We start from the raw sequence: 23,752 nt of genomic DNA, 5'->3' as shown, positions 1-23,752 counted from the left end.
ATTACCTCGCCGCATTTAATAAGGTGTCAAAAATTTCTTGAGCTGCTGCTAAAACTTGAGCTGATGCTGAATATGATTGCTGAAAACGCAGTAAATTTGCAGCCTCTTCATCAAGGTTTACACCCGATAGTGATTCATACCATGCCTCAGACTGCTCTGCTAATGCATTAAACGCACTACCGCTTGTTATTGCTTGACCAGTTATAACGCCTATATCACTCACTAACCCTGAATAAGCTTGGTTGAACGTTTTATGGTTGTCGGCCGTTGCTGTTGTTTCTACATTTAAACGGACTAACTCACCATTCTGTAAGTCAGCTAATTTTAAACCATTACGGTTATCATCAAAGCCGCCTTCGTTAAACTCAAGTGTAAAGGTGTCGCCTGTTGCTGGAGTGCCTTCTATGTCAAAATCAAAACCATAATCGCTGTATGGCGTTCCTGCTTGAGATAAAACATTATTGCCTGGCGGTGGAATAATAATTGTTGTTGCCGTATTATTTTCATCAAAAATTTGATATTCGTTTGCAGTGCCTGTTTTAACTAGGGTAATACCGCCATTGGTCAAACCGGGAGCGGTGGTAAAACCACCCGATGTCACGCTTGTTACTTCTCCCACTGAAATAGTAGCGGTGCCTATATTATCTATACTGTTTGCTGTACGAATAGGTGATGCTAGTGCTAAATCTTCTGCGCGCCCTGTTGCAAGCGTAATGCTAGAAGCCGAGTCAGAATTAAGCTTAATTTGAAACTGATCACCCACGTTACCTGTTTTGGTTGTATCTATATTTAATTGTAGTCCGAAGGAGTCTTTTACCGTTGCTAATACTTCTGCTGTTGTAGCTGTTGCCGCTTGATAAGGGACTGCATTTCGAATATCGTCTGCATTTATGATCCCATCAGCTGGGATATCTGCAACTGATGGGTCACCTAGCGGCTCGCCTTTATTATCTACTGGTTGAATAGAAACCGATGTCGCACTCGTATAAGTAATAATAAAGTCACTGGCAGGTAATTCACTGCCTTTACCGGGCTCTACCGTTGCAGTCATACCAGCATCACCAGTATTCGCTTGATACGCATAAGCGCCAACGGTAGGTATATTAAAAATATTACCACCTAGCTGGCCTGTTGCATCCATACCCAATTTGTTTTGCTCGTTAAATGCATCGGCTATCGCTAAGCCCATTTGACCAATTTGGTTTTGCGCAGGGACTAATATGTCATCTCTAAAAGCGAGTAAGCCGCCAATTTTGCCTTTAAGCTTACTTACATCAACTTCAAGCGGCACAGCTTTGCCACCATTAACGTCAAGCGTGAATTCTTTAAAGTTAGGATCAGGGTCGCCTGTCATCGAAAATAAGTTAAATGCGCCATTTTGCATAACAACCGCTTCGCCTGTGCCCATAAAAACGAGTTTTTCGCCATTTGGACCATCAAGCGTTTCTATGTCTATTAGCTCTGATAAGTCGCGTATTGCTTTATCACGTTCGTTATAGGTAGAGCTGGCATCTGCGGCGTTATTAGTGCCATTAACTGCTGCAATATTTTGATTTAGCGTGCTAATACTTTGAATGAGTGAGTTTGCTTCATCTGAAAATATTTCGAGCTGCTCGTTCACTATACTTTTTTGATCAAGCACGATGCCTGAAAGCCTATCCATTTGATCAATTAAGCTTTGCGCATCTGTCATTACTAATGAGCGGGCAACGGTAGATGACGGTTGATTTAGTGCTTCTTGCACGTTATTAAATAAAGAGTTAATACCAGTTGATAGATTATTCGACTCTTCAGAAAAAATAGTATCAACTCGATTAGCCTCAGTAATAAACTGATCGAAAAACGATTTATTAGAGGTATCACGATTTAGCTGTGACTGAGCAAACTCGTTTAATAATCGGTATGTTTCGCCTCGCCCTACTTGGTTATCAACCATAGTAGTAAACTCTGTACGCTCGCGCACATAGCCTTCGGTATTAACATTGGCGATATTTTTACTTGTCGTTTGCAATAGCTCCGAGCTTGCTCTAACCCCAGAACTGGCAATGTTTAATAAATTAAACGACATGTTACTCTACTCCTTGGCGGATCACGTTTGCCGCAATGTCTTTTAGCTGACTACTATTGAGCACTTTTTTTATTTTGCTGGCATAATTTGGATCGGTTGCATAACCTGCTTTTTGTAATGAATCTAAAAAGTCGTTTGGTTTAGCTGTATTTTGTAATGCTTCTTTGTAGCGTGGGTTTTGCGTTAAAAAATCAACGAAGTCGTTCACGCTGTCTTTAATTGAATCGTAGGCTCTAAAGCTGGCTTGTTTTTTAACGGGTGTGCCTTGCTCAAACTCAAGCGTTATTTTGCTTGCTTTATCGCCTTCCCAGCTTTTATCTGACTTAATATTAAATAAGTTATTTGAGCTGCCACCGTCATTTTTATTAATAATGTGCTTACCCCAACCGGTTTCAAGTGCCGCTTGTGCAACCATTACCGCAGGATTTAAACCAATTTTTTGCGCTGCCGTTTTAGCGTGTTCCCACACTGAACTTACAAACTCTTCTGCATTTTTAAATGCTGGGCTATCGGTTTTAGACTCTGCAGTATCGACTTTAGGCTCAGCAATATCGGCTTTAGTACTCTTAACGATAAGATCGGGTTGCTTATTTTTTTGCTCATGAGGAAGCGCGGATCCGACTTGCGTATCGCTAAAGATATCGTTGGTTGTTCTAAGCACCGAGCCTGGCATAAAGTTTTTAGACTCAGGCGATAACTGCTGAACAATTAAATCGGCAAGGCCTAACGAGCCATTTGAAGAAAGCTCTGTTGAAAGTTGCTGATCGTGCATTTCTTCAAAAAACTTTACGCCACTTGAATTAAATGGGCTGTCTTTGTCTTCAAATGCTTCGTTAGCTTTGCGCATTCCTTTGAGCAACATTTGCGTAAAAATAGCTTCAAATTGTGCGGCCGCTTTTTTGAGCGCAGCTTTAGAGGCATCAGTTGATGCATCGCCGCTCGTTAAGGCTTCTTTACGAAGTGAATCTAAGTTGCCTAAATCAAAAAAGTTTTGTTTATCGAGGTGATTAGTTTCCATCGGCTTTTTGACACAAAATGAATAATGCAGTTAAAAATGCAAAAATTGAGCCACTACAGATAAAACAAGGAAGATAAAAATAATAAACTTAAGTTGCTGTAAATAAAAAGCCCTAATTTCAAAAATATGGGGCTTAAGTAATACGTTATTTATTGGCTTGGGTTATTTATATAACAACTAACTGTCCGTTAATTGCGCCGGCTTCTTTTAGTGCTTCTAAAATAGCCATTAAGTCACCAGGCGCTGCGCCTACTTCGTTAATTGCGCGAACTAAATCGTCAAGGCTTACACCTGGATTAAATACAAAGGCGCGCGAGTCGTCTTGGTTTACATCAATAATACTTTGCTGCGTGACAACTGTATCACCGTTTGCTAGCGGGTTTGGTTGTGACACATTTTGTTGTTCTGCAATTGTTACTGTTAAGCCACCATGAGTTATAGCCGCAGGCTGAAGCTTAACGTTTTTGCCAATGACAATTGTACCGGTGCGCGAGTTAACTATAATTTTAGCGGCCATGTCAGCTGGTTTAAATTCTAAGTTTTCGAGTGTTGATAAATACGATACACGCTGGGATGCATCGCGTGGTGCTATAACACGAATAGAAACAGAATCTATTGCTTGTGCGCTATTTGGGCCAACTAAGTCATTAATTGTTTTTTCTAGGCGTTTTGCCGTCGTAAAGTCTGGACGGTTTAGGTTGAAGGTAATGTAATCGCCTTGCATAAATGGGCTTTCTACGGTGCGCTCCACTGTTGCGCCATTTGGTATACGACCAACTGTAGGCGTGTTAATTACAACCTTACTGCCATCAAGACCTTGTGCGCCTAAGCCACCGACAATTAAACTACCTTGTGCAATTGCGTACACGTTACCGTCTACACCCTTTAAAAAAGTTTGTAGTAAAGTACCGCCACGTAAGCTGCCTGCACTACCAATAGAAGAAACCGTAATATCGATTGCTTGCCCAGGCTTTCTAAATGCAGGTAGTTCTGCATGCACCGCCACAGCGGCAACATTTTTAATTTTAGGACTTTGAGTTGAAGGTAGCGTAATACCAAAGCTGTTCAACATGCCTCTAAAACTTTGTTGTGTATATGAATTCTGCTCGCCAGTGCCAGGTAAACCAACCACTAAGCCATAACCAACTAGCTGGTTAGAGCGTACGCCTTCAACCATAGACACATCTTTTATGCGCTCAGCACTGGCGCTAAACTGCCAACCTAATAACACAACTAAACATAAAGCTTTAAGGCTATTCATGTTGTTACCCTCTAAAATGGAAACAGCGAACTGCTAAAGAAACGTGTAAGCCAACCAGGACTTTGCGCTTCTTGCGTTTGCCCTTTACCTGAGTATTGAATACGTGCATTAGCAATGCGGTTTGATTCAACCGTATTATCGGCGCTTACGTCTTGGGGGCGTACTAGCCCTTCTAAACGAATAAACTCTTCGCCGGTATTAAGCGTTAGCCATTTTTCGCCGCGTATAACTAAGTTACCATTAGGTAATACGCGCATTACATTAACCGAAATATCGCCCACTAAGCTGTTTGACTGGTTCGATTTTGAATCGCCTGTAAACGACGAATCGCTGCCAATACCAAACTGAATGCTGTCACCACCTATATTGACAGGTAGGCCACCTAATCCAATAACAGGGTCTAAGCTTGCCTCGGTTTCTTTGTCTGTTTCTGTTTTGGCGGCTTTTGTTGCTTGAGTAGACTCTTGCAGTTTAACCGTAATTATATCGCCAGTACGTAGCGCTTTTTTATCAGAATATAAGTCGTTTGATGTATGAGTATTAAATAATGAACCTGTGGCTACCAGCGGCTCTAAAATAGGCTCGGGGTACATAGGTGCGTAGTAAGGGTCGTCCTGCACTACTTCACTATTTTGCGTAGACATACAGCCACTTAAAAATAATGTGCCCGCTGTAAATAAAATAATATTACGCATAATTCCCCCTACTCTATTAAAGCTGTTGATTAATGTAACTCATCATTTCGTCAACGGCCGAAATTACTTTTGAGTTCATTTCGTAAATACGCTGAGTTTCGATTAGATTTACTAGCTCTTCAGTTACATTTACGTTTGAAGTTTCGAGTGAGCCTTGAATAATGCTCCCTAACCCTTCAACACCCGGGTTACCTTGTACCGGCGCACCACTTACAGCAGTTTCGGTATAAAGGTTTTGACCAATTGGCTCAAGGCCCGATGGATTAATAAAGTCACTAATTGTTAGCTGACCAATGACCACGTTATCGGCTTGCCCTGCAACACGTACAGATACTTCGCCGTCTTGCGAAACTGTAATTGATTGCGCGTCATCAGGTACATTCATTTCTGGCTGAATAACGTAACCAGCGCCCGATGTTACAATTCGTCCATCGCCATCAGTAGTAAACTGACCATTGCGCGAGTAAGCAATATTGCCATCTGGTTGCAGTACTTCAAAAAAACCTTCACCAGAAATCATCCAATCTAGTGAGTTTTCGGTGGTCAACATGTTGCCTTGCGTAAACTCTTTTTGGTTAGCTACAACTTTAGCACCCGCACCTAACATTAAGCCCGATGGCATTTCGGTATCTTGCGATGAACGACCACCTGGTTGATTAATATTTTGATAAAGTAAATCTTCAAATATAGCGCGGCTTTTTTTGTAACCTACGGTACTCGCATTCGCTAAGTTATTTGAAATAACCGATATATCGGTTTGTTGAGCGTCTAGCCCAGTTTTACTGATCCACAATGCTGGATTCATAATCGTGTCCTCACTTTAAAGTTAAACTATGCGTAATAACTGATCTTGACGCTCGTCAATTTCTTCAGCTGTTTTCATTAATTTCACTTGTAATTCAAATTGGCGCTGGTGGCTTATCATATCGACCATTTCATGAACTGGGTTCACATTCGACATTTCAAGCGAACCACTTAAAACTTTTACATTGGCAGAGGTATCTACTGTTACATTTGCTTTTGGTCTAAATAAACCATCGTTACCTTTTTCGAGCTGTGAGCTATTAGCTTCTACCACTCTAAGCGTATCTATTTCTTCTAAAAAGTTAGCGGGAGCGCCTTGTGGTCGTACTTGAATAGCGCCATCTTGGCTAAACCCTATTTTTTCGACTGGGACGGGTAAAATAACAGGTCCCCCTTCGCCAATTACTTGACGACCACCGCTGGTTACTAACATGCCTTGCGCTGTAATATTGAGCGTACCTACTTTGGTATAAGCTTCGTTGCCTGAGGCATCTTGCACGGCAAGCCAAGCGTTATCACTCATCGCGATATCTAAGTCGCGCCCGGTTTGAACAATGCCACCCGATACCATGTTAGAACCCGGACGCTCTTGCATTGAAAATACACGGGTAGGTAAACCTTCGCCAAACGCTTGCATAGAACGCGCCTGCGCAAAGTCGGCTTTAAATCCTGTTGTATTTGCATTCGCCAAATTATTGGCTTTAAGCGCAAGCCCTTGTAGGCTTTGCTTAGCGCCAGAGGCCGCAATGTAGACCATTTTGTCCATAGTATCGACTCACATAAAAAATCTCTGAACTTATAAATGCAAAATAGGTGCCAGATTAAATTTGACGCAACATTGAGAGGTATTTAGAAGGGCTTACAAAGAGGACTTATAAAAAAGGCTGCAAAAATGCAGCCTAATATATTCAATGGGGTTTAACTTATCGAATCTGCAAAATACTTTGCTGAATTGTTGAGTTAACTTCAAGCGCACGTGAGTTTGCTTGGTAATTACGCTGTGCAGTAATTAAGTCTACAAGCTCAGTGGTTAAATTGGTGTTTGATTGCTCGAGTGCTGATGAATTGATGCTACCTAAAGTACCTGAACCAGGTTCTCCAGCGATAGGCTCACCCGATGTTAAACTCTTCTTCCACGCTGTATCGCCAACTTGTTGTAACCCCTGCGAGTTTGAGAAACGCACCATAGCTACCTGGCCTAAAAATGATGTATCACCATTACTGTATGACGCTACAATTTTACCATCAGTACCAATATCAATGCCGGCTAAACGGCCAACCGTTGCTCCATCTTGCTCAAGCGCTTTCACCTCAAAATTACTAGCATATTGAGTAGGCACTTTATTTGCTGTACCAGTTTCATCACGCCAATTAACTTCGATATTTGCAGGAAAGCTTGCACCATTCGTTAATAAATCAGAAAGGCCTGCTGTACCGGAGGCTGCATCACCTGCAATTATCGAAATAGGATTAAAAGTATTCGCTACATTATCTACAGCTGGATCACCTGTTGTTGACGGTACGCCGCTTGAGTCAAATCCAAAAGTAGTCAAAGGCGCATAAGAGGTGCTTCCGTCCTGAAGTACACCGTCAGCTCCAAAACTGTCACCATCAAGAGTAGTATAAACATCCCATTTATTTGCGTTCTCAGCCACTGTTGCATCATCACGTTTTACAAAAAATAACTGTAAAACATGTGGTTCACCTAATGAGTCATAAACTGTAGTTGATGTTGATGAATTATAAGTAGCACTTTCATCTGGATTAAATGGAAGCGTTGGTGACTCAACTCGCGAATCTAAATTGAATGAGCTATACACACTTGTTGTTGCACGCGGAGAGCCTGATGAATCAGGAATTTGCAAAGCTGATGAAGTGCTTAGGCTTACTGATGTTGTATTACCTGTTGCTTCGTCAACAGGGAAGCCTTGCAAGAAATTTCCTTTAGCATCAACTATGAAATTATCTTGGTTTAACTTAAATGCACCTGCCCGTGTGTATGTTAAGTCTTGCGAAGATAAGTCATCTGTCATCGCGAAGTAACCTTCACCCGTAATCGCTAAATCAAGCGAATTATTAGTGAATTGTAATGACCCTTGATGAAACTGTTGTGCAACCATTGTCGCTTGTACACCATCACCATTTTTAGTCTTACCAGAGCTAAATACTGATGAAGCGTAAACATCGGCAAACTCAGCGCGCGACTCTTTAAAGCCTGTTGTATTTACGTTTGCAATATTATTTGCAGTTACGTCTAAATCTTTTTGTGCGGCAGCTAGGCCGGTTAATGCAATATTGAAGCTCATAATTCACCTCTAACCTGTTAATCTGTGGCCTGCTGGCAGGCAAGAAATATTAAATTTGTTACGCGATTTCTGCAATGTCGGTTAACCTAACCGCACCTTCTTTAGTGTTCACAATGATGCCGCTTGAGCCGTTAATGTTTACACTTTCAATATTTTTGAAAGTTGCAATAGGCAAGCTAGAAAACTGGCCATTGGTACTACCTTGTGCCGATAACGTGTATTCCCCTTCAGGTAAACGCTCACCGCTTTCATTATTACCATCCCAGGCGAAGCGAACAGCGCCCGCAGGCTGAGAACCCATATCAATTGTTCTCACTAGCTGTCCTGAAGCATCAGTTACACTAAGTGTTAAGCTTTCAACTGCACTTTCAGCAACGATAGACCCTTTAGCATCACCTGATTCATTTAAATCAACAGTATTTGACTCTAGTAAAGCCTGCTTGCCAACAAGCGTTGAAGCTTGCAGGGCTGAGTTTGATGTCATCGAAGTAGCCAACGTATCAAAATTTGAATTCAAATCACTAATACCTTGAGCCATCGTAAAGCTCGTCATTTGAGCAATCATTTGGTCATTATCCGCAGGATTACTGGGATCCTGATACGATAATTGCTGAGTTAACAAAGAAAAAAAGTCTTCTTGCGTTAACGCATCACTTTCACCATCGCTGGTCGCTACTTGCTTTTCTTGCCAGCGTATAGAGTCTAAATAGGATGAAGATGTACTAATATCGTTACTCATAACCTACCCTCGGTTACCGCTGCCCTAGCAACAGTGTTTTACTTAGCATTTGCTTTGCTGCATCAGCAACTTGCACGTTTGTTTGGTAAGAACGAGAGGCAGAAATCATATTTGCCATCTCCTCTACAACATTAACGTTGGGTTTATAGATATAGCCATTTTCATCCGCACTTGGATGGTTTGGGTTATATTCAATTTGTAATGGTGCATCGCTTTCAACAATGCCCAAAACTTTAACACCAACTGCGGAGCCCTGCTGATTACTTGCTGATGCTGAAGCTTTTGTTAGCTCAGCCGCAAATACAGGTTGGCGCGCTCGGTACGTTTTGTCTTGAGATGAACTAATGGTATTAGCATTAGAAATATTACTAGCTGTAGTATTTAAGCGAACGTTTTGTGCGCTCATACCCGAACCTGCAATATCAAAAACATTATATAAACTCATAATTTTTATCCTTGACTACCGAGAGCTTTATTCAGACCCTTGAATCTGCCGCTTAAAAATTGCAAGCTGGCCTGATACTCCATAGCATTCTGTGTATACAAGTTTCGTTCCACTTGTATATCAACCGAGTTACCATCGCCCGTATCTGATTGATTTGGCAAACGAAATGATTCAGAGTTGCCCATACTATGAGTACCTCCACCAATGTGTTTATCGTTAGTTCTTACCATGGTATTGCCGCTTTGCTGGGTTGACCTTGCCGCTTTTAATGCCGAGGCAAAGTCTATATCTTTTGCTTTATAGCCAGGCGTATCAGCGTTAGCTATATTAGTTGCAATTAATTCTGCTCGCTGTGAACGGATCAACATGGCTTGCGGATGCACACCTAATGCTTTATCAAAACTGATAGCCATAACCTTCTCCAAAAAATTGACTTACCCATGGATAAAGCAAAAAATAAGCCATTTATAATAAGGAGAGTTATATTTTTATAAGGCCATGTATCTAAATAGAAAAACGACGCTGAGTGCGTCGTTTTAGGGAAAGGAATTAGCTTAATTATTTCTTTTGGTAAATAATACCGGGGTTGCATCTAACCATATCGAACTCAGTACTTAAGCCAGTCAAGGACTCTGACGCGCCTAAAAACAAGTACCCTTTTGGATTTAACGCTTGTGCAAACTGATTAATAATTTTAGCTTTTATTTCAGGTGCAAAGTAAATAAGTACATTGCGGCAAAAAATAATATCAAATTTGCCCATTAACGCGTACGAATCAAGCAAATTTAAATGCCTAAAACTAACTTGTTTTTTTATTGTATCGTTTACTTGTGCCATACCGTTGCCGCTATCTTTAAAAAACTTTTTACGGCGTTCTGCCGATAAGCCTCTGGCAAGTGCAAGCGCGTCGTATTCTGCATTTTTACACATATCGAGCATGGTATTAGATATATCTGTACCAATAATTTGCGCTCCCATACGTAGCACGCCAGGTTGCTTAGTTTGAAACTCGGCAACCGACATGGCAATCGAGTAGGGTTCTTGCCCTGATGAGCTGGCAGCAGACCAAATTTTTAATGGTCTTCTTAACTCTTTAAATTCAGGGAATAATTTATTTTGAAGTAATTCAAATGGGTATTGATCTCTAAACCATAACGTTTCGTTTGTGGTCATTGCATCAACAACAGCGGCTCTTAATTGCCGCTCATGAAGGCCAAGTGTTTTACTTACTAATTGTGATAAAGATTCCACATTAAATCGAGCCATGAGTGGAGCAAGTCGACTTTTAACTAAGTATTGCTTGTTTTCACCTAAAACAATACCGCATTGCTGCTCTAAAAACGAACGAAACTGGTCGTATTCACTTTGCTGCAAATCTTTATTATTCAAATCAATAACACCTATTTTTATTGGTCACTATGGACCCATTTTTTAACCGCTGTTGCTAACTCATCAGGGTTAAATTTGGCGATAAAGTCGTCAGCACCTACTTTTTCTATCATTGCTTGGTTAAACACACCACTCAATGATGTATGTAAAATAACATGTAATGGTGCAAGCTTAGGATCTGCTTTTATTTCAGCTGTTAATGTATAACCGTCCATTTCTGGCATTTCAACATCAGAAATAAGTAATGCAACTCGCTCAGTAATGTCATTTTTACAATCAAGTTCTGCTATTTCTTTAAGCCTAATTAAAGCTTCTTTACCATTTTTAGCAAGCTCTGTTTGCACGCCTAACGGCTCTAGGGCACGTTTAACTTGGTTACGCGCAACAGCGGAGTCGTCTGCAATAAATACGATACGCTCGCCTAAGTCTTTTTGAATGTCGCCACTTTGTGCAACTTCAGCACTTACTTCTGTATTTACTGGGCAAATTTCGTTGAGAATTTTTTCTACGTCTAAAATTTCTACTAATTCATTCTCGATTTCGGTCACGGCTGTTAAATATGAATAACGCCCGGCACCTGATGGCGGTGGCATTATTTTTTCCCAATTCATATTTACAATACGCTCAACCCCGCCCACTAAAAAACCTTGAACCGAGCGGTTGTACTCAGCAATGATGATAAAACTGTCTTTAATATTTTCTATTGGGCGCCCGCCTACAGCCATCGACAGGTCGATTACTGAGATAGTTTGACCACGAATATGAGCAACACCACGAATATAAGCATTCGATTTTGGCATACTTGTAAGTGGAGGACATTGCAATACTTCCCTCACTTTAAATACATTAATGCCAAAACGCTGACGCCCTCTGAGCTTAAATAAAAGTAATTCTAGGCGGTTCTGCCCAACCAACTGCGTGCGTTGGTTTACTGAGTCTAAAATGCCTGCCATTCAAATCTCCTAAAGAAAACAAATAATGCGGAACGATAATTGCTTCCTATTAATAAAGCTACATAACATCGCGGGAGCGTCTACTTTTTGACGCAAAATATTTATACCCTGTTTGAAACCATAAGCATAGTCGAAACATTATGAGTTTGTTAAAAAAAGTCAGAAGATACAGTGTTTTTTATTTTGTTGCTAGCCTCTGCTTTGCATTCCCTTTGCAGGCCAAAGTATTTAGCAAAGATTTATTACAAGAGATGGCTGTTGCTTATATAACTGAGCAGATTGGTATATTAAAAAATACTAATATGCAATTAAGTGCACTGCCTTTAGATAGTCGCATTCCTGATCGTATTTGTAATTCTGACCTTGAATTATCAACTTCCGATGAACCACCATTTAACCGCCAAGTAACTTTACAAGCTAAATGTAATGATGCTCAAACATGGGCTCAATATGTCCATGTAAGAGTTGTTGAAATGGCGCCTGTTGTTGTAGCAATTGCTAACTTAGCTCGTGGTGAGGTAATAACTAAATCGCATTTGAGTGTTGAAATGAAACCAACTCACTTTGTACGAATACAGTATTTAGATGATCCCACAATTTTAATAGGTAGCAGAAGTAAACGAAATATTAGAAGCGGGATGCCCGTTTTACTAAACCAAATTTGTATGGTTTGTAAGGGGGATTCTGTTAATATTTACGCAAACCTCAGAGGCCTTAGAATTAAAACAACAGGTATTGCATTAGAAGACGGTACTTTGGGCGATCAAATACAAATTAAAAACAAAAAGTCAGGTAAAATTTTAAATGCGCGAGTAGATGGTGTAGAGTCTGTTCAAGTAAATATTTAATTTAGATTTATACTAAAGTATCCTACGTATATGCCGATAACTTGGCATAAGTTGGGTAATATACAGGTTTATTATTATGGTTAGTCAAGTTAATGGTAGTAATCAACAAGCTAATGCACTTACAAATGCAAAGCAACAACAAGTTGATTTAAAAAAAGATAATGCAAATACACAAGCTGCTCAGGCTCCTTCGCCTAAGGCTGCAAGTGATTCTGTAAGTTTAACGCCGCAAGCGCAGCAATTAAAAACGCTTCAAGATAAAGCACAGCAATCACCTGGCTTTGACAGCGATAAAGTTGCTGAGCTTAAAAAAGCAATAACTGAAGGTAAATACCAAGTGGATAGTGAAAAGCTTGCCAAAAATTTAGCTGATTTTGAGTTTAACGTATATGGCTGATCATAATAGTTTAATTAGCGTAAAACTAAACCAACAAGTAAGTTGTTTAGACTCTTTGCATACGCTATTAAACGACGAGCTTACTGCTATTGCCTCACGACGTGGTGCTGGTTTAAAAGAAATTGCCCAACAAAAAATGTCTTTTTTAACTAAGTTAAGCACTCTTGATAAAGAGCTAAGTAAGCTAATTGCTAGTAACGACTCACAAAATCCTGAAATATCTGAGCTAATAAGCCAAGTTAAAACTCAACTTGCACAATGCCAAAAACAAAATAACGTTAATGCTCATGCTGCCCGCCAAGCGCAACTAAGTGTTAAACAATTAAAAGAGATATTAATTGGCGCACCAACGTCAATGACCTACGATCAAGCCGGTAAATCTGTAAATACCGAGAGTAAACTGGTTCGTAACTTAAAAGCTTAAGCCCCAAATTTTACATTAAAAAAGCCTTATTGACTTATCAATAAGGCTTTTTTAATGTCCTTTATTCTTAAATTTAGTTATAAATAATACCAATTCACTTAATTATGTAAGCCCCCCCCTTAATAAATAATTAGGGGGGCTTTATTGGTATTAAATATCCGTTTGATTATTACTACTTTCAATTAAGTGTTTAATCATTTCCTCCGATTGATTTTGTACATCAACTGCAGGTGCTGCTGTATCAATGCTTCCCCCGCTTTGGGCTGGGGTATAAGCAATTGCAGAGCCTTCGTCTTCAACCAGTGTATTTAGCGCTATAAGCTGCTCTGCATCTTCGTTCATGATTACATCATCAATATTAAGCGGCTCCGCCGAACTCATTTGCACCGTTTGCTCAGGTGTTGATAGACCACTCAAGTTACCTAAATCTATCGTTTCAGTGCTTAATATGTTGTTGCTTGAAAGCAGATAAAACCTTTGTTATTGAACGATCTAAAATAAGTGGCAATAAAATACATCTGTTGAGCACTACGCAATCTGATTAAAAATTAATCCTAACAACAGCATAGCACTCAATATAAGAGGATGAGATATTTTGAATAACTTTTTTAATTAACTGGGCTATTTAGTAATAAGTTACTTTTTTAACTTCGCGTGGTTTTACTTCACCTATGTATAAATCGTGCACACGCTTCATATTAAGCTCAAGCTCGGTCACGTAAGTGTCATCTACTGCGTAAGTTTTAATTATTTGTGCACCTTTAATAAGCCCCTGCACTTTACTTTCTAGGTAATCGTCTTGAGCAATTGAACCTTCCACCGTTGTTCCTGCGGTAATTTTTTGCCCATATACTTGTTCAGTAAGCTCGCGGTAAGCCTCAAGCTTAGAAGCTTTAATTGCCATAAGTTGCTTTTGCGACGCGTTAGCGCCTTTTTGTAAGCTAATAGGTGCATACCCTATCGCTTTTAAAACTGGGTAATTATTTGGCTCTACATATTTATATTCAACATGCTTATCAAAAACGCTGCTACAACCACCTAAGGTTAAACACCCAAGTGTAATAAGTAATGAAATCGCTCGCATAGCATCTAGCCCTTGTATAGTAATTAGCAGTACATATGCACGTTTAATGCCATTTATAGTATTACCAAATAACATTGGTACAGTCCTTGCTCTACCTAGTTAATAGCTAACGTTTAATTGGAGTAAAAGTATGAAGTCGTTTTTATCATTGGCATTTGCAGGATTAAGTGTAACGGCATTATTAACTTTCTCCCCTTTTACTAAAGCGCAGTGGTATGAATCAACAGGCCATGCGAACGTTCAAAATGGTGATACGAGCGCAGCTAAATCTGCCGCTATAAAAGATGCGATTACACAAGCGTTAGTGTTCTCTGGCGCACGGGTTAGCTCGGTGCAAACCTTGGTAGATGGCGTGTTAATGCAAGATCAGCTAAAAATTAGCAGCCACGGCGAAATTCAAAAAATTGAACTGATCAGCGAAAATAAATACGACAATAAATTTGCTGTTACATTACGACTCGATATTTTTTCTCAAACAGAGCAATGCCCACAAAATAGTTTTAATAAGTTTGTGGCCGTTACACAAAGCCAACTTGTTCATCGTGAACATGCCAAAATGGGTCAAATATTTGACGTAAGCAAAGCGATTAGCAAAAATATTTTTACCTCTCTGCAAAAATCAAAAATGAGCGCAGTGCCTATTGCTTACTATAATAATGCAATAAGCGTTGATAAATACTTTTCGCAGCAGCACGACTATTCAAACGCTCAATTAGAAGAAATATCTTCGCGCAGTAACGCTCAATATGTTCTGCTTAGCCAAATAACCAGCCTTTCGACTAGCGACAAACTCAATAACGATTATGCATTTTGGCAAGACGAGGCGTATGAGCGCAGTTACAACATTGAGTTTGCACTGTTTGATGGCACTACCTATGAGCAACTTTGGCAAAATAGTTACCATACTGAAGCAATTTGGCCATTTGAAAAAACAACCATAGTTGACGTTAATAGTGATAGATTTTGGCAATCGCCTTATGGGCAAAGCATAACCGATATCAACCAAGCAGTAAGTTATGACATTCAAGCAGCCATGGCGTGTTTACCTACTCAAGGTAAAATAATGCATATGGAAAATAGCAAAATCGTTATTAACTTGGGTAAAGCTCATGGGTTAAAAAAAGGCCAAATGCTAAGCATTGCGCACCATAACTATTTAACCGACGCGGCAGGTAATGTTATGCCGCACACCATCACCACGCTTAATAAAATTCGTGTAGAGCAGCTTTATCAGCAAACCGCAGTAGCAGTCAGTATTGATGAAAAACCGCTACCTGGCGTGCAAATTAACGATGTAGTAGAAATAATCAGCCAAGATCTTTAGAGTTTTTTACTCAATTTAGCTTTTAAATTAGGGTGAGCCGATAACCACTCGCCCAATTGTTCTACACCAGATAAATGCGGATAATGCTTTCTGCATGCAAACACCACATTACGCTGCTGATTAGGGAATATAGGCAAGTAATCAATCCCTACACGGTCGGTACATGCCAACTTTGGTACAAATGTAATACCGTCATCCATGGCCACTAACGCTAATAATGTTTCTAAACTATTACCTTTATACTGGTTAGATACATCGACTCCTGCAGAAAAACAAAACTTTTGGGCTTGATCTTTAAAGCAATGACCATCACTTAACATTAATAGGCTGCATCCTTGAAGATCGCTCAGCGCTACTTTTTTATGCTTAGACAGCGCGTTATCGTGTGATACCGCCACTAAAAAATCTTCTTTGTATAAAGCAACCGTATGGTAATTAATAAGCTCTGGCACATCGGCTAAAATAGCAAAGTCGAGTTCCCCCTTGTTTAAAGCTTCTAAAATTGTTGCTGTTTGCATCTCAATAAACGAAAACTGGCTATCAATAAATGCCGCTTTCATCGATGTTAATAACGCAGGCAACAAGTAAGGCGCAATGGTAGGAATAATACCAATAGTTAATTTACCTTGTAGAGGCTCATTAGAAGTAGCAGCAAGTTCTTTGAGTATTTGCGTTTGTTCTAAAATAATCTCTATTTGCGTCAACAAACGTTCACCTTTAGCTGTTAAGGTAACTTGCTTGGTTGAGCGATCAAACAAAGTAACGCCAAGCTCATTTTCGAGTTTTTTTACTTGGCCACTTAATGTAGGCTGACTAACAAAACATGCATCGGCAGCTTTGCGAAAATGTTTATATTGCGCTATTGCTTTTACATATTCAAAATCTTTTAAGTTCATATTCAGCTCTATGTGATAGTTTATAACTATCAGTTTAATACAAACAAACGATTGGAACTATATTTAATTATTCACCATAATGGCTATCAACAAATCAAGAGGAACAAAAATTATGTTAAACAATATCGAAGGTCAAACGATCCCAAGTGTTACATTTGCAACTCGTCAAAATAACGATTGGAAATCAGTAACAACAAATGACATTTTTAAAGGTAAAACTGTTGTAGTTTTTTCACTACCAGGTGCATTCACACCAACATGTTCATCAACTCACTTACCACGTTACAACGAATTAGCAGGCGTACTTAAGCAAAACGGCGTTGACGAAATTGTATGTTTATCAGTAAACGATACCTTTGTAATGAACGCATGGGCTGAACATCAAGAAGCGCAAAACATTACTTTATTACCAGACGGCAACGGCGAATTTACTGACGGCATGGGCATGTTAGTAGACAAGAACGACCTAGGCTTTGGTAAGCGCAGCTGGAGATACTCTATGCTTGTTAAAGATGGCGTGATTGACAAAATGTTCATCGAACCAGATTTACCAGGTGACCCGTTTGAAGTATCTGACGCAGACACAATGCTTGATTACATCAACCCTAAGCAAGCTAAACCAGAGCCAGTAACTGTATTTACTAAACCTGGTTGTCCGTTCTGTTCAAAAGCTAAAGCGCTTCTTACAGAAAAAGGCTTTGCATTTGAAGAAATTGTTATGGGCTCAGGCGCATCACTAACAAGCCTTAAAGCAGTATCTGGCCGTGAAACCGTTCCACAAGTATTTATTGGCGGTAAGCACATTGGTGGCTCAGACGATTTAGAAAAATACTTTGCTTAATTAATAATTTTGCTCAATTAGTAAATATAAATAGGGGCACTGGTTGCCCCTATTTTATAAGGAAAAAATAATGAAAGAATTGCAAACCGACGTTGTTGTTATTGGTGCGGGTACTGCGGGTTTAAGTGCTTATCGTAATGCTAAACAATTTACAAATAACGTACTTATGATCGAATCAGGCCCTTACGGCACTACCTGCGCACGAGTTGGTTGCATGCCGAGTAAATTATTAATTGCAGCTGCTGAAGCTGCGCACTCAATCACAATGGCACCTGCATTTGGTGTACACAGCTCTGCACCACGTATTAATGGTAAAGAAGTGATGGCACGCGTTAAAAGCGAACGCGACCGCTTTGCCGGATTTGTAGTAGAAGCTGTAGATGAGCTTCCAAGCGATGACAAAATTCGTGGCTATGCTAAATTTTTAGACGCAAACCGCATACAAATAGATGATCACACCATAATTACTGCTAAACGCTTTGTTATAGCAACCGGCTCACGCCCTTCATACCCTGGCGTATTTAATAATTTTGGCGACAAACTTATTATCAACGACGACGTATTTGATTGGGATGACCTACCAGAATCAGTCGCTGTATTTGGCCCTGGTGTTATAGGCCTTGAAATTGGCCAAGCACTTAGCCGACTAGGCGTAAATGTAAAACTATTTGGTGTAGGCGGCGCAATTGGCCCACTTACAGATCCAGTAGTAAAAGACTATGCAAATACTGTTTTTGCTGAAGAATTTTTTGTAGATACCGACTCAAACGTATCTGACATGATGCAAGTTGGCGACAAAGCGCAGCTAACTTACACCGACAAACAAGGTGAAAAGCACACCGAACAGTTTGACTACGTACTTGCAGCCACAGGCCGAGTACCTAACGTAGATAAACTAGGCCTTGAAAACACCGGCATTGAACTTGATGAACGTGGCGTACCGCACGCAGACACGCACACAATGCAATGTGGTGAATCGAATATATTTATAGCAGGTGATGCAAGTAACATGCTCCCATTGCTACACGAAGCATCTGACCAAGGTGCTATTGCAGGTCAAAATGCTGGGCGCTTCCCTGATGTACGTATAGGTCTGCGTAGAGCAAAAATTGCAGCCGTATTTAGCGACCCACAAATAGCAATGGTAGGCGAAAGCTACAAGCAAATTACTGACCGATTAGGCCCATGTGGTTGTTTTGAAGTAGGCGAAGTCAGCTTTGAAAATCAAGGCCGCAGCCGAGTAATGCTAAAAAATAAAGGCCATATGCGAGTATACGCAGAGCAAGGTACAGGCTTATTTTTAGGTGCTGAGTTTATTGGTCCACAAGCCGAACATATTGCTCACTTACTAGCATGGGCTGTACAAAACAAAATGACCATACCAGAAATGCTTGATATGCCATTTTACCACCCAGTAATTGAAGAAGGCTTACGTACAGCACTTCGTGACTTAAACGCCAAACTTAAATTTGGACCAGACATTATTAACCATTGTATGGAATGTGGCCCAGGGGCATAAGCTTAGGACTTAGGGCTTAGGGCTTAGGGCTAAATAAAAATAATCAGCGAGTAAATTTATTTATTCGCTTTTTTATGCTCAACTTAAAGTGAGTGACAGCCAATCGATAATGCAAAATAGTGATATTAATTGATAACATACTTTTTCGTTGGGTTTCGCTGCGCTCAAGCCAACCTACGTATAAGCCACTCCGCCTGCGCGACAAAAACTTGAATAAGGTTTTTTATATCACGACCTAGCTTTAACTTAGTGCTGTAATATTTATTCGACTGAAGTGATAAATTGAATTAGATGTTTAAAATACAGAAGTATTAATAATCTTTTTTGAAAATGAATGCCTGAGTTAGCACTGCTACATATGTGCTAGATGAAGTTTGAATTTCAAAGCACCAACCTCGTAACTAATTGATTTTATTGGTAGCCCCTGCAAGAATCGAACTTGCAACTGCCCCTTAGGAGGGGGCCGTTATATCCATTTAACTAAGAGGCCACAAATAAGCTGTGTGCTTAGAGGTGTGAATTATAACGGCATCTGGTTTTTTATATCAAGCGACAACTGAACTTAATTGCTTGATAAGTATATATCTTCTTTATTTAGTACATAAATTGGGATTAGTTTTCGACTACTTGCGACGATTTTTTTTGTATGCGCGTTAATTACACGTGTATTTACAACAACAGCATCATGGCGATAAATTAATGTACCCGCTAATACATGGCTCGCCATTTGCTCTTCACTAAGCTTTTCAATATCACGTGAAAAAGCAAAATCACCACGGCTATTTACATCTATTGTTTGGGTTGTTTTAAAATCAACCACGCCATAACCAAACTTTTGTAACTGATGAATTAACGTCTCAGATATTTGATTACCCAATTGATTGCTTTTAGTAAGCGATGAATCAAGATCGACCAAGGTAGTAACGGCAATATTAATATTGGTGTCGGTATCACTTTCAAATTCAAGCGTATCAACCAAATCAAGTGCCATTTGCTCTACATAGTTAGCAAGTGTTTTATGGTGCTTAAGTGGTGTGAACTGCTGAGATGGATCGTATTCAACTTGCAATTGTATTGCTTGATTACTATAAGCAATATTAAGCTGATCATTACCACCGTTTACTGTGTAATCTGTTCGTGTTGTGTTTTCGTTATGCTCATTATTATGCGTCATTGAGCAGCCTGTTAACCCAATTAAAGTAGTAAATCCAACGATAGTAATTAGTATATACGACATAGTTAGCCTCACTTGCTTGCTTGCTTAAGCATTATGCCATCAGTGCGGTAGTTACTATTAAGTGCATCAACAACTGACTGCGGAATAAAACCTTGCGCAGTGCCTACTACGGCTTTGCTTTGCAGCCCAATAATACGTGCATTTACAAGGACTCCTCCTTGACTACTCACTAATGTGCCAGCGAGTACGTATTTAAAGTTTTGATCTTGGTTAAGCTCTAAATAATCTCGACTAAATACAAAGTCTCCTTCAGGTGTAACACGCATGTAGTCGGTTGTTTTAAAGTCAATAACGGGTATGCCAAAATTATGTAGCTCGTGCATAAAGCTTTCTGATATTTGATTACCCAGTAAACTACTGTCATTAAAATCATCATCTAAAAATACAAAGCTTGAAACAGCTAATGGTGTTTTTCCATTAACATATTGCAGATTTTCAACCATGTCTTGCATTATCCCGCGTACATAATGGTTTATGTTCTTTCGCATTGGCGGAGTCGGCTTAGTATGACTATTTTTTTGAGCAAAGTCCGATTGAAATAAACGGTCATTGGATACTGGATCTGCAACATCACGCTGATTATTAACGAGTTGCGTTGTTTGGTTATTATTTTGAACCTGGGTCTCATCCGTACCTGTATTCATACCATTTAGTATATGCGAACAGCCAAAGCCCAAAGGTAAACAGAGGGTAATTAATAGATTTCTCATTTTGTGCTCCTGGTTAGTATTCGCTGCGGTATAAGTAGCCATCGCGTTGCTGTATTTTTTCATTGCCCCACATTACATTAATTGGGATCTCTGTACTGCCGGCAGACAAAACTTGTTTATTATTAATATTTATCAAACGTGCATTTACAATATAAGCGTGTTGCTGACGGGTCACTGTGCCGGTAATAATTAAGTCAATATTCTGACGAGCGCGTAATTTATTTAAATCACGACTGAGTATACTGTCGGCATGTTCTGATAAGTTTAAGTTGTTTCCCAATCTATACTCAACGGTGTTATATCCCAGTTGGGTCATTTGAGTTAAAAGACTTTCTTGGATCTGTTGGCTTAAACCAAAACCTTGCTCTGTCATTAGTTTTGAGTCGATCTTATCGGCAAGAAAAAAGCTACTTACACCAATACGTGCATTTCTACTTAGCGGCCCTTGAAGATTATTAAGTTGGGCTGTTAAGTTATTAACGTATTCGCTTACTGTGTAGGCTGCCATAGCTGCTTTGGGAGCATTAGTACTGACACTCGGCTCGGGTTGAGGCGTTAAACTACAAGCTGCTAGGTTTACAAATAATAAGGGCAATAACAGGCGCATAGTTGCCATCCTCTTTTAAATATATAAGAGTTAAAGCAATTATTATGCCTAAAGATCACTGTTTGTAAGGTTGTTGAACATAATAGCTAACAAAACATGCTACTTGTTGCTTTATAAGAGCTAAACAATCATTTTTCGCATCCGCTGAATTGCTATAAGCACCTAACTTCAATCGATAAAAAGTTGTGTTATTAACACTTACGGTTTCTACATTTATCTCAGTGGATAAGATGATATTTTGTGGTATTTTTTTTGAAATTCGCTGAGCTTCTTTTGCAATGCATTTTTATTTTTAAAAGCGGCAATTTGCAAAGCAAACAATGCCGAATCGGTTTTTAATATACTTTCGTTATTAACTACATCATTTACACGAGTATTTAGAACATCAGACTCATTTAGTTGTTTTAGGTTAGTAGCAAGCTGCGTTAATTTATTTTCTAACTTGAGTAGCTGCTCTACTTTTGGTTGAGAGCTTTCCCATTGTGCCGCAGAGCTTTTGAGCAGCTCCAAATCAGACTTTTCAATAAGAATCGGTTGCGGGGTTGCTTGAGCCATTTTAACTTGTTGAGATGAGTTACATGCAGATAAAACAAGTACACCCATTAGCATCATGCATTCTAAGCTCCGTTTTAAAAGCATTTTCCTTCCCTGAAATGACGTTGTTTTATGGGGTCATATACCCCTAAACGCATTTAATTATGAAGGGTGTATTTTATGGATAAACAGATTTTAAGCAAGTTTCTATTTTAACTACAGCTTTACTGGCTTATCAGTGTAGTTACTTACTATGCAATCGAGTTTGTACAGTTTGAATACGTCACAGTCTGCTTTTGCATTTTTAAAGTTTTGGTAAGAGCCAAGTTTCAGCCTGTAAAACATTTTGTCGTTTATTTTGGCGGTTTCTACGTTAGTCAATATTTTGTCTCTAAACAACGGTGCTGCTTTAGTATTTAGCTCTTGCCATGCTTTAGCCATACCTTGCTCTGAGTCAACCGAAGCTACCTGTAAAGCAAATACATGTTTAGGTTTATTTAATTTTACAGTTTGTTTTTTATTACTGTAATTTTGTTTGACTTGTTGGCGTGATTTAACATTACGTGTGTTTCGTGGTGAGCGTACAGACTTGCTGCTATACCCTTGATTAGACTGCGCAATAGCTTTGCTGTTTATAATATCGATATGATTTACGAGGTAAGTTATTTCTTTTTCTAATCTTAAAATTCGCTCTATGCCTTCACGAGCTTGTTGCCACTGCATTGCGGCATCTTTTAGCTGTGCAAGTTCAAGGGCTGTAATTGATACGTAGTCAGGCGAGTTACTTTGAGGTTGTTCATCAATGGTTTTTATTTCAGGCGAGACGCTGCATGCTGTACCAAATAAAAGCATTAGCAAGCTAAGTAAAAGCCGAATGTTATTTTTTTTATATATAAACATGTATTAGTTGTCCTGAAAGCAGTGTTTTTACACTACATTTCAGTTAAACATTCTCACAAGAAAGCGTTTAACTTTATTTAAGCTGTGAGCTATAAAACTTAGCTCTTCGCATGCTTGTCAGTGTTTCGTAAAACACAACGTTGCATACTCCATCCCTTCCTTGAGAGCATTATTTAATACAAATTCAATGCCAATTAACACAAACTTTACAACATAAATAACAATATGTCTGTAATGACTTAAAAACTTTTATTTTAGAGCTATTCCTTTTCTTATTTGATTCTAGGTCCTGTTGACCTTTCAGGATTAAAATTTGTTCAATCTAGGGGCTATTTAATCGCGGCGCGAGGTTTGTAACCTAGTGGGCTCGATAACTGCTCCTGCATTATTCTAATGGCTTACATCCATGTAAGAATAAGTAAAAACCGAGTAACAAAGAGTAAATTGCCCCGGGGCAGAACCCTTCGGGCAGCGCATGTTTGGCATCTATGCTACGTTATCGCCTATTTATGGGGAATAACCACACTACATAGGCTCTGCCTTGCCTAAATACCAAACAGCCTGCTGCAAATTTAACCTCGAAAGATAAACAGGCCCTGATAAAACTCATAAAAAAGGCGCCGATATAGGCTGTCTCTTGATCACAAGTCTGACTCAAGAGATTTTGCTAAATCGTAGCCTTCCAGGATGGCTTGTAACTTAAGCCATCCTTTCCATAACACTTTCACAGATGCACGCCCTGTGCGCTTGGTA

The 23,752-nt window shown here is 39.5% G+C and carries 27 protein-coding genes and 1 tRNA gene; 6 read left to right on the top strand and 22 right to left on the bottom strand.

Annotated elements, in window-relative coordinates:
* Position 1: 1 nt before the first annotated feature.
* The 12 genes from flgK to H4J63_RS13675 form a co-directional block, all read right to left on the bottom strand.
* On the bottom strand, positions 2–2,068 hold the full coding sequence (gene flgK / locus H4J63_RS13730) for a flagellar hook-associated protein FlgK (protein WP_182197093.1): 2,067 nt from the start codon (positions 2,066–2,068) through the stop codon (positions 2–4).
* Between the two features lies 1 nt (position 2,069).
* Positions 2,070–3,086, bottom strand: a complete 1,017-nt coding sequence (gene flgJ, locus H4J63_RS13725; protein ID WP_182197091.1) for a flagellar assembly peptidoglycan hydrolase FlgJ — start codon at positions 3,084–3,086, stop codon at positions 2,070–2,072.
* Between the two features lie 166 nt (positions 3,087–3,252).
* Positions 3,253–4,347 (bottom strand): flagellar basal body P-ring protein FlgI, encoded by a 1,095-nt coding sequence (locus tag H4J63_RS13720; RefSeq protein WP_182197089.1) that lies wholly within the window; start codon positions 4,345–4,347, stop codon positions 3,253–3,255.
* Positions 4,348–4,358: 11 nt separating this feature from the next.
* The gene (gene flgH / locus H4J63_RS13715) at positions 4,359–5,042 is read right to left on the bottom strand and encodes a flagellar basal body L-ring protein FlgH (RefSeq protein WP_182197087.1); all 684 of its coding nucleotides are present in this window, start codon (positions 5,040–5,042) and stop codon (positions 4,359–4,361) included.
* A gap of 16 nt (positions 5,043–5,058) precedes the next feature.
* The gene (flgG, locus tag H4J63_RS13710; protein WP_002959420.1) at positions 5,059–5,847 is read right to left on the bottom strand and encodes a flagellar basal-body rod protein FlgG; all 789 of its coding nucleotides are present in this window, start codon (positions 5,845–5,847) and stop codon (positions 5,059–5,061) included.
* 21 nt (positions 5,848–5,868) lie between these two features.
* Positions 5,869–6,612: a flagellar basal body rod protein FlgF gene (locus H4J63_RS13705; protein WP_024606229.1), complete on the bottom strand. Its 744-nt coding sequence runs from the start codon at positions 6,610–6,612 to the stop codon at positions 5,869–5,871.
* Positions 6,613–6,769: 157 nt separating this feature from the next.
* Complete coding sequence (gene flgE, locus H4J63_RS13700) at positions 6,770–8,152, bottom strand: flagellar hook protein FlgE (protein ID WP_182197085.1); 1,383 nt, start codon at positions 8,150–8,152, stop codon at positions 6,770–6,772.
* Positions 8,153–8,210: 58 nt separating this feature from the next.
* Positions 8,211–8,891: a flagellar hook assembly protein FlgD gene (locus H4J63_RS13695; protein ID WP_182197083.1), complete on the bottom strand. Its 681-nt coding sequence runs from the start codon at positions 8,889–8,891 to the stop codon at positions 8,211–8,213.
* A 13-nt stretch (positions 8,892–8,904) separates the two neighbouring features.
* On the bottom strand, positions 8,905–9,336 hold the full coding sequence (flgC, locus tag H4J63_RS13690; RefSeq protein WP_010553247.1) for a flagellar basal body rod protein FlgC: 432 nt from the start codon (positions 9,334–9,336) through the stop codon (positions 8,905–8,907).
* 5 nt (positions 9,337–9,341) lie between these two features.
* The gene (gene flgB / locus H4J63_RS13685) at positions 9,342–9,749 is read right to left on the bottom strand and encodes a flagellar basal body rod protein FlgB (protein WP_024606231.1); all 408 of its coding nucleotides are present in this window, start codon (positions 9,747–9,749) and stop codon (positions 9,342–9,344) included.
* 145 nt (positions 9,750–9,894) lie between these two features.
* A complete protein-coding gene (locus tag H4J63_RS13680) occupies positions 9,895–10,725 on the bottom strand; it encodes a protein-glutamate O-methyltransferase CheR (RefSeq protein WP_182197081.1) in 831 nt (276 codons plus the stop codon).
* A gap of 17 nt (positions 10,726–10,742) precedes the next feature.
* Positions 10,743–11,678 carry a chemotaxis protein CheV gene (locus H4J63_RS13675; RefSeq protein ID WP_010553244.1) on the bottom strand — a complete coding sequence of 312 codons (936 nt, stop codon included), beginning with the start codon at positions 11,676–11,678 and terminating at the stop codon, positions 10,743–10,745.
* 140 nt (positions 11,679–11,818) lie between these two features.
* Here H4J63_RS13675 and flgA point away from each other — a divergent pair, with 140 nt between their 5' ends.
* The 3 genes from flgA (at position 11,819) to flgN (ending at position 13,347) form a co-directional block, all read left to right on the top strand.
* Positions 11,819–12,526 (top strand): flagellar basal body P-ring formation chaperone FlgA, encoded by a 708-nt coding sequence (gene flgA, locus H4J63_RS13670; protein ID WP_182197080.1) that lies wholly within the window; start codon positions 11,819–11,821, stop codon positions 12,524–12,526.
* A gap of 76 nt (positions 12,527–12,602) precedes the next feature.
* On the top strand, positions 12,603–12,923 hold the full coding sequence (gene flgM, locus H4J63_RS13665) for a flagellar biosynthesis anti-sigma factor FlgM (RefSeq protein WP_024606233.1): 321 nt from the start codon (positions 12,603–12,605) through the stop codon (positions 12,921–12,923).
* Positions 12,916–13,347, top strand: a complete 432-nt coding sequence (flgN, locus tag H4J63_RS13660) for a flagellar protein FlgN (protein WP_024595784.1) — start codon at positions 12,916–12,918, stop codon at positions 13,345–13,347. Before flgM ends, flgN begins: the two co-directional genes overlap by 8 nt.
* 150 nt (positions 13,348–13,497) lie before the next feature.
* Here the strand turns inward: flgN and H4J63_RS13655 are convergent, their stop codons facing one another.
* Together H4J63_RS13655 and H4J63_RS13650 are read right to left on the bottom strand one after the other, a co-directional pair.
* On the bottom strand, positions 13,498–13,764 hold the full coding sequence (locus tag H4J63_RS13655) for a hypothetical protein (RefSeq protein ID WP_024606234.1): 267 nt from the start codon (positions 13,762–13,764) through the stop codon (positions 13,498–13,500).
* A 208-nt stretch (positions 13,765–13,972) separates the two neighbouring features.
* Positions 13,973–14,431, bottom strand: coding sequence for an LPP20 family lipoprotein (locus H4J63_RS13650; protein ID WP_008168853.1), 459 nt, complete (start codon positions 14,429–14,431; stop codon positions 13,973–13,975).
* 130 nt (positions 14,432–14,561) lie between these two features.
* Between H4J63_RS13650 and H4J63_RS13645 the strand changes: the two genes are divergently transcribed.
* Positions 14,562–15,755, top strand: coding sequence for a flagellar assembly protein FlgT (locus H4J63_RS13645; RefSeq protein ID WP_024606235.1), 1,194 nt, complete (start codon positions 14,562–14,564; stop codon positions 15,753–15,755).
* On the opposite strand, the gene H4J63_RS13640 is transcribed toward H4J63_RS13645, so the two are convergent.
* Positions 15,752–16,651: a LysR substrate-binding domain-containing protein gene (locus H4J63_RS13640; protein WP_010553232.1), complete on the bottom strand. Its 900-nt coding sequence runs from the start codon at positions 16,649–16,651 to the stop codon at positions 15,752–15,754. The two genes, H4J63_RS13645 and H4J63_RS13640, sit on opposite strands and share 4 nt — an antisense overlap.
* A 112-nt stretch (positions 16,652–16,763) precedes the next feature.
* On the opposite strand from H4J63_RS13640, the gene H4J63_RS13635 reads away from it, so the two are divergent.
* Positions 16,764–17,492, top strand: a complete 729-nt coding sequence (locus H4J63_RS13635) for a glutathione peroxidase (protein WP_182197078.1) — start codon at positions 16,764–16,766, stop codon at positions 17,490–17,492.
* A 70-nt stretch (positions 17,493–17,562) separates the two neighbouring features.
* Positions 17,563–19,011, top strand: coding sequence for a dihydrolipoyl dehydrogenase (locus H4J63_RS13630; RefSeq protein WP_182197076.1), 1,449 nt, complete (start codon positions 17,563–17,565; stop codon positions 19,009–19,011).
* Positions 19,012–19,426: 415 nt separating this feature from the next.
* Here H4J63_RS13630 and H4J63_RS13625 read toward each other — a convergent pair.
* From H4J63_RS13625 to H4J63_RS13595, 7 genes are all read right to left on the bottom strand, one after another.
* Positions 19,427–19,501: transfer RNA gene (locus H4J63_RS13625), tRNA-Arg, on the bottom strand.
* A 72-nt stretch (positions 19,502–19,573) separates the two neighbouring features.
* A complete protein-coding gene (locus H4J63_RS13620) occupies positions 19,574–20,248 on the bottom strand; it encodes a FlgO family outer membrane protein (RefSeq protein ID WP_024606238.1) in 675 nt (224 codons plus the stop codon).
* An 8-nt stretch (positions 20,249–20,256) separates the two neighbouring features.
* Positions 20,257–20,958: a FlgO family outer membrane protein gene (locus H4J63_RS13615; protein ID WP_010553226.1), complete on the bottom strand. Its 702-nt coding sequence runs from the start codon at positions 20,956–20,958 to the stop codon at positions 20,257–20,259.
* Between the two features lie 13 nt (positions 20,959–20,971).
* On the bottom strand, positions 20,972–21,565 hold the full coding sequence (locus H4J63_RS13610) for a FlgO family outer membrane protein (RefSeq protein ID WP_024606239.1): 594 nt from the start codon (positions 21,563–21,565) through the stop codon (positions 20,972–20,974).
* Between the two features lie 55 nt (positions 21,566–21,620).
* Entirely contained in the window at positions 21,621–21,782 is a 162-nt protein-coding gene (locus H4J63_RS13605; RefSeq protein WP_290192165.1) for an SPOR domain-containing protein, read from the bottom strand.
* Positions 21,779–22,204 carry a hypothetical protein gene (locus H4J63_RS13600; RefSeq protein WP_182197074.1) on the bottom strand — a complete coding sequence of 142 codons (426 nt, stop codon included), beginning with the start codon at positions 22,202–22,204 and terminating at the stop codon, positions 21,779–21,781. Before H4J63_RS13600 ends, H4J63_RS13605 begins: the two co-directional genes overlap by 4 nt.
* 111 nt (positions 22,205–22,315) lie before the next feature.
* Complete coding sequence (locus H4J63_RS13595) at positions 22,316–22,999, bottom strand: SPOR domain-containing protein (RefSeq protein ID WP_182197072.1); 684 nt, start codon at positions 22,997–22,999, stop codon at positions 22,316–22,318.
* Between the last annotated feature and the right edge of the window lie 753 nt (positions 23,000–23,752).

Source organism: Pseudoalteromonas sp. 5Ae-yellow (genome assembly GCF_014077565.1).
Taxonomy (GTDB): domain Bacteria; phylum Pseudomonadota; class Gammaproteobacteria; order Enterobacterales; family Alteromonadaceae; genus Pseudoalteromonas.
The sequence above is the reverse complement of the archived record's forward strand: the minus strand, read 5'-3'. Positions and strand labels throughout refer to the sequence as shown.

Excerpts from the sequence above, each read along its gene's own strand:
- H4J63_RS13720 (WP_182197089.1), bottom strand. The coding sequence starts at position 4,347 with ATGAATAGCCTTAAAGCTTTATGTTTAGTTGTGTTATTAGGTTGGCAG.
- H4J63_RS13630 (WP_182197076.1), top strand. The coding sequence starts at position 17,563 with ATGAAAGAATTGCAAACCGACGTTGTTGTTATTGGTGCGGGTACTGCG.
- flgK (WP_182197093.1), bottom strand. The coding sequence starts at position 2,068 with ATGTCGTTTAATTTATTAAACATTGCCAGTTCTGGGGTTAGAGCAAGC.
- flgB (WP_024606231.1), bottom strand. The coding sequence starts at position 9,749 with ATGGCTATCAGTTTTGATAAAGCATTAGGTGTGCATCCGCAAGCCATG.
- H4J63_RS13620 (WP_024606238.1), bottom strand. The coding sequence starts at position 20,248 with ATGTCGTATATACTAATTACTATCGTTGGATTTACTACTTTAATTGGG.
- H4J63_RS13650 (WP_008168853.1), bottom strand. The coding sequence starts at position 14,431 with ATGCGAGCGATTTCATTACTTATTACACTTGGGTGTTTAACCTTAGGT.
- flgA (WP_182197080.1), top strand. The coding sequence starts at position 11,819 with ATGAGTTTGTTAAAAAAAGTCAGAAGATACAGTGTTTTTTATTTTGTT.
- flgC (WP_010553247.1), bottom strand. The coding sequence starts at position 9,336 with ATGAGTTTATATAATGTTTTTGATATTGCAGGTTCGGGTATGAGCGCA.
- H4J63_RS13695 (WP_182197083.1), bottom strand. The coding sequence starts at position 8,891 with ATGAGTAACGATATTAGTACATCTTCATCCTATTTAGACTCTATACGC.
- flgJ (WP_182197091.1), bottom strand. The coding sequence starts at position 3,086 with ATGGAAACTAATCACCTCGATAAACAAAACTTTTTTGATTTAGGCAAC.
- flgN (WP_024595784.1), top strand. The coding sequence starts at position 12,916 with ATGGCTGATCATAATAGTTTAATTAGCGTAAAACTAAACCAACAAGTA.
- flgH (WP_182197087.1), bottom strand. The coding sequence starts at position 5,042 with ATGCGTAATATTATTTTATTTACAGCGGGCACATTATTTTTAAGTGGC.
- H4J63_RS13615 (WP_010553226.1), bottom strand. The coding sequence starts at position 20,958 with ATGAGAAATCTATTAATTACCCTCTGTTTACCTTTGGGCTTTGGCTGT.
- H4J63_RS13595 (WP_182197072.1), bottom strand. The coding sequence starts at position 22,999 with ATGTTTATATATAAAAAAAATAACATTCGGCTTTTACTTAGCTTGCTA.
- flgM (WP_024606233.1), top strand. The coding sequence starts at position 12,603 with ATGGTTAGTCAAGTTAATGGTAGTAATCAACAAGCTAATGCACTTACA.
- H4J63_RS13645 (WP_024606235.1), top strand. The coding sequence starts at position 14,562 with ATGAAGTCGTTTTTATCATTGGCATTTGCAGGATTAAGTGTAACGGCA.
- H4J63_RS13610 (WP_024606239.1), bottom strand. The coding sequence starts at position 21,565 with ATGCGCCTGTTATTGCCCTTATTATTTGTAAACCTAGCAGCTTGTAGT.
- H4J63_RS13705 (WP_024606229.1), bottom strand. The coding sequence starts at position 6,612 with ATGGACAAAATGGTCTACATTGCGGCCTCTGGCGCTAAGCAAAGCCTA.
- flgG (WP_002959420.1), bottom strand. The coding sequence starts at position 5,847 with ATGAATCCAGCATTGTGGATCAGTAAAACTGGGCTAGACGCTCAACAA.
- flgE (WP_182197085.1), bottom strand. The coding sequence starts at position 8,152 with ATGAGCTTCAATATTGCATTAACCGGCCTAGCTGCCGCACAAAAAGAT.
- H4J63_RS13675 (WP_010553244.1), bottom strand. The coding sequence starts at position 11,678 with ATGGCAGGCATTTTAGACTCAGTAAACCAACGCACGCAGTTGGTTGGG.
- H4J63_RS13635 (WP_182197078.1), top strand. The coding sequence starts at position 16,764 with ATGTTAAACAATATCGAAGGTCAAACGATCCCAAGTGTTACATTTGCA.
- H4J63_RS13640 (WP_010553232.1), bottom strand. The coding sequence starts at position 16,651 with ATGAACTTAAAAGATTTTGAATATGTAAAAGCAATAGCGCAATATAAA.
- H4J63_RS13600 (WP_182197074.1), bottom strand. The coding sequence starts at position 22,204 with ATGCTTTTAAAACGGAGCTTAGAATGCATGATGCTAATGGGTGTACTT.